4 protein-coding genes are annotated in these 4,707 nt (G+C 44.0%); 3 read left to right on the top strand and 1 reads right to left on the bottom strand.

Features of this window, described 5'->3' with window-relative positions:
* On the top strand, positions 1-1,257 hold a 1,257-nt coding region (locus tag BG32_RS14390), incomplete at its 5' end, for a dipeptidase (protein ID WP_121527026.1).
* 26 nt (positions 1,258-1,283) lie between these two features.
* On the opposite strand, the gene BG32_RS14385 is transcribed toward BG32_RS14390, so the two are convergent.
* On the bottom strand, positions 1,284-1,865 hold the full coding sequence (locus BG32_RS14385; RefSeq protein WP_006492234.1) for a flavin reductase family protein: 582 nt from the start codon (positions 1,863-1,865) through the stop codon (positions 1,284-1,286).
* A 273-nt stretch (positions 1,866-2,138) separates the two neighbouring features.
* Here BG32_RS14385 and BG32_RS14380 point away from each other — a divergent pair, with 273 nt between their 5' ends.
* Both BG32_RS14380 and BG32_RS14375 read left to right on the top strand, forming a co-directional pair.
* Positions 2,139-3,260, top strand: a complete 1,122-nt coding sequence (locus BG32_RS14380) for an Ldh family oxidoreductase (protein WP_006492233.1) — start codon at positions 2,139-2,141, stop codon at positions 3,258-3,260.
* A gap of 43 nt (positions 3,261-3,303) precedes the next feature.
* Positions 3,304-4,569 carry an NAD(P)/FAD-dependent oxidoreductase gene (locus BG32_RS14375; RefSeq protein ID WP_006492231.1) on the top strand — a complete coding sequence of 422 codons (1,266 nt, stop codon included), beginning with the start codon at positions 3,304-3,306 and terminating at the stop codon, positions 4,567-4,569.
* The last annotated feature ends 138 nt before the right edge of the window (positions 4,570-4,707 follow it).

The raw sequence follows: 4,707 nt of genomic DNA, 5'->3' as shown, positions 1-4,707 counted from the left end.
TTCTACTCATCCGAGCTTTCTCGAGTAGCCCTTGAGAGATGCAAGACAGCTGGTGAAGCTGTTGAGTTGATTGGCTACTTGATTGAGAAATATGGATACTACGGAACGGGAGAGACTCTGCCCGTTGCAGACCCTAATGAAGCTTGGGTTATCGAAATGGCTCCCTCTCCCGAGGGAACCGGAGGTCTTTGGGTCGCAAGGAGAGTACCCGATGGAGAGGTCTTCGTTGCGGCAAATCAGTTTAGAATAAGGGAAATCGATACTGAAAATCCCGATTTTCTTTATGGAGAAACCCTTCATGAAGTCGCTGAGAAATTCGGATGGTGGGATCCGAAAGACGGCCCTCTAGACTGGTTGAGAACCGTTAGCCTGGGTGAGTACAACCATCCATACTACTCGCTTAGAAGAGTGTGGCGCCTTTTTTCGTCCATGGCACCAAGCATGAATCTGTCTCCATGGGTAGAAGACGGGTTCACTCGAGAGTATCCATTTTCGCTGAAGCCTGACAACAAGGTCTCAGCCAGTGATGTGATGAATCTATACAGGGATCACTACGAAGGAACAGAGTTTGATCTCACAAAGGGCGTCGCGGCCGGGCCGTTCGGTTATCCAGATAGATATTACGGTCCTTATGACGGACAGGGCGACGTGGGGGATCCTTCCCGCCAACTTGGAGGTGCATGGGAAAGACCAATTTCGGTTACGTACTGTGGTTATGCTTTTGTCTGTCAAGCGAGAAATTGGCTTCCAGATCCGGTTGGTGGAATCATGTGGCTCGGGCTCGACAAACCGGCCGATACTTGTTTCATTCCTTTCTTCGTAGGAGTAAGCGATCTTCCTGAGTCGATTCAAGTCTGCGACACTTCGGAGTTCAATAAAGACAGCGCCTGGTGGGCATTCAACTTCGTTTCTAATTGGGCGGCATTGAAATATAGCTATATGCACGAGGATATTAAACTTATGCAAGAGAAGTATGAAGCACTATCACTCAGTCGTCTTCCGGAAATCGAAGCCCATATAACAAAAATCCTTCTCACAAAGCCCGAAGAAGCGGGCAGATATCTAGCGAGATTCTGCTCTAGAAACTCCCAGGAAATAGTTGAAGCATGGTGGAAACTGTCCGAGTATCTCATTGTGAGATATAATGATGGGTTCATAAATGAAAAAGGGAACATGGCTCAACCAACCGGTTACCCCAAAGAATGGTTGGACGAAACTGGCTGGGCCGATGGGCCAACATCATACGAAAAGAAGTAGAGCTCAAGACCCCTCCTTCGAAGGATCTAATCCGTGCCTTCTTTTGGAGGGGTGTATTTTATTCCAATATTCCATGCCTTCCCAAGGTGCATACCAATGGACCAATAAGAATTGTCATAAACGGAGAAGGTTACCGGACTTATCTTCTTGATATTTGGAAGTCCATCAACAAGACACGATTCAGAACAATATGTTTGAACAACCTCTCCAACAAATGCAATGTGTGCTCCACCGAACTCAAATTTACTAACCAGCTCACATTCCATATTCAAAGGTGCCTCTTCAATCATAGGCACATTTCCCTTTTCACCTGGAAAGGTTCTAAAGAGTTCTGATTTGTCAGTGGTCTTCCCAGAATGAATTCCCATGTAGTCTACCCCTCTTAACATGTCAAGGGAAGGAACATTCACACTGAAATACCCGGTATCCTCTATATTCTTGCAACTCAGTCTGCTCTTTGCCAGAGAGATCTGAATCATGGGCGGCTGCACCTCCACAACTCCACAAAGCGCGATCGTGGTGTAATTAGGCCTCTCTTCATTCATCGTTCCTATAACCACCACAGGCATAGGGTAGAGGTATATTCCTGGTCCAATTCTGTCCTTCAAACTTCTTCACCAATCTTTCCTGCATCATTGATAATATAAAATATCTTCTTCATCTATCCTACATCAATTAATTCTACTCGATTCTGCCTTTGAAAAGCAAGCTGTACACTCGTTTGACGATTTATAAGAAGCGATCGCGTTTCATGTAAATATCTCAACGGATTCTGCTTCTCTTGATTTACGGAGATTCGATGCTTCAGGAAAACAAAAAAAAAGAAGATGTCTTTCACAGATTGTATAATGTCAGAAGGAGGAGAAAAGGGAGGTAATCTTGTGAACGAAATCTACAAAGATGTAGTTTGGGTCGATTTTGATACTCTGGAAGCTTTCATGAAGGATGTATTTGTTGGAATCGGGGTTCCAGAAGAAGACGCGAAAATCTGCGCAAATGTTCTCATCACCTCAGATAAACGGGGAATTGATTCACATGGTATTGGCAGATTGAAACCTATCTATGTGGATCGAATCCGCGCTGGCATTCAAAATCCCATCACTGAGTTCGAAATCGTCAGAGAAAGTGCTACGACAGCAGTAATTGACGGCCACAATGGAATGGGTCATGTGATAGCGTTCAAATCAATGAAACTTGCTATTGAAAAAGCAAAGAGATATGGAATGGGAATGGTTGCCGTAAGAAATTCAACACATTATGGAATAGCGGGTTACTACCCAATTATGGCAGTTGAAAACGGAATGATAGGCATTACAGGCACTAATGCTCGTCCGTCAATTGCCCCGACATTTGGTGTGGAAAATATGTTGGGAACGAACCCCCTGACTTTTGGAATCCCTACAGATGAGAAGTTTCCTTTTGTTCTCGACTGCGCTACTTCTGTGGCACAAAGAGGAAAGATCGAGGTGTACGCTCGAGCGGGAAAAGAGTTACCAGAGGGATGGGTCATCGGTCTAGATGGGAGACCCAGGACCGACACTCAAAAAATACTGATTGATTTGACAAAGGGTGAAGCCGCTCTAACTCCCCTGGGCGGCATAGGCGAGGAGACAGCCGGGTATAAGGGATACGGCTACGCAACTGTTGTTGAGATTCTGTCGGCCGCGCTGCAAACGGGAAGCTATCTGAAGATGTTAACAGGAATTGCCGATAACAACGAAAAAAAGCCGATTCCAATAGGCCATTTCTTCATCGCGATAGACATAGAACCGTTCACACAACTAGATGACTTTAAGAAGCTTGCGGGAGACATTCTCAGAGAACTCAGGAAATCCAAAAAGGCACCGGGTCAAGAAAGAATCTACACCGCAGGTGAAAAGGAATATGAAGCCTGGCAATTTAGGAAAAACAGAGGTGCCCCTTTAAACGAGGTTTTAAGAAAGCAACTTGTGCAACTACGGGACGAACTGCGGCTTCATAGGTACAAGTTCAGCTGGGAATAATATCTATCCCTGAAGACAAACTTTCTCTTTTAGGAGCAAAACAATGAAAATCGGAGTTGTGGGATTTGGAGCAGCATCGATAGGTTTCATAAGTGAAATTTTAGATGAGGATCATGAAATTCATGTTCTGGAGCGTTCAAAAGATATTTTCAGTTCCAGTATAAGCGGAATACGGTCCGATGGAAAGATCTTCGTGTCGGAAACAATGGGAGGAGACATGGAGATTCCTCTCGCGATCCAGAATGAAGTCGTTGACTTCTACCTGGAAAAACTCAATCCAGATGATAGGCGCGAGGTGAAAAGAGGTGTCTCTTTTGATAGAAGATCGCGTTTCTTCGATCTCTTTTATTCAAAAGGCTTCGAGCCTGTTAATTCTACCTTCTGGCATATAGGTACAGATAAACTAAGTTCGGTGCTTACAAAGATATTTGAGGAATTCTCGACTAGAAATAATCTTAAATTTCACTTTGGTTCTAGAGTGGATGACATAGACATCGAAGACGAGAAAATAATCCTTCGCGGCGAGGGATTCGAGGCTGTATTTGACTATGTCGTGGTAGCTGTTGGAAGGAGCGGCCATTCACTAATAAAGAAAGTGACAGACCGCTATCCTGAAATCGTGGCTTCTAGCAACACAGTCGATATTGGAGTTAGATTTGAAATCCCAGATCATGTGGTGGAAGAAATCAACGAAGAGATGTACGAGTTTAAAGTGAGACTCAAAACCAAGACAGGATATACAGTAAGAACCTTCTGCAATAACCCTTCAGGAAAGGTAGTTCTAGAGAACTACGATGATTTTGTGACAGTGAATGGTCACTCGAACTCGGGTGGGAGTTCTGAAAACACCAATTTTGCGATACTTTGTACTACGCGATTTACTGAGCCCTTTCGTGATCCAATAGGATATGGCTCATATATTAGCAGGCTAAGTAATATTCTGGCTGGTGGCAGGAAAGTGATCCTTCAGACTTACGAGGACTTCATACAAACCAAGAGAACTAAGAGGTTAGGGAGAGTTAAGCCCACGCTACCTGAAGGAGATTATATTCTTGGAGATATTAATCTTGTGCTGCCAAGGAGAATATCCGTTTCCATTACAGAATTTGTTGAGAAACTAAGTGAAGTAATCCCGGGAATCTCTTATCCAGACAATCTCATGTATGCCGTGGAAGTCAAATTTTACTCAAACAAGATCAACAACAGTCGCTATAAGAATCTGAAATTCATTGGCGATTGCAGCGGCCATACGAGATCAATTACCTACGCAACTGGACACGGAAGGCTTACCGGTTATTCTCTGAAATGAAATCCAAAAATGACCGGGTTTAGGATGCGAAACTGTCGTTACCAAGGAGATTGCCTTCGAGAGAGTTTTGATGTTACTAAGAAAAATTTCCATCGAAGTGAAGAGGATTTGCTTCGCTGTTTAACCAAAGAGCTTCTC

The sequence above is a fragment of the Mesotoga sp. HF07.pep.5.2.highcov genome (assembly GCF_003666285.1).
Classification (GTDB): Bacteria; Thermotogota; Thermotogae; order Petrotogales; family Kosmotogaceae; genus Mesotoga; species Mesotoga prima.
The sequence above is the reverse complement of the archived record's forward strand: the minus strand, read 5'-3'. Positions and strand labels throughout refer to the sequence as shown.

Coding starts and splice junctions, on each gene's coding strand:
- BG32_RS14375 (WP_006492231.1), top strand. CDS start 3,304: ATGAAAATCGGAGTTGTGGGATTTGGAGCAGCATCGATAGGTTTCATA.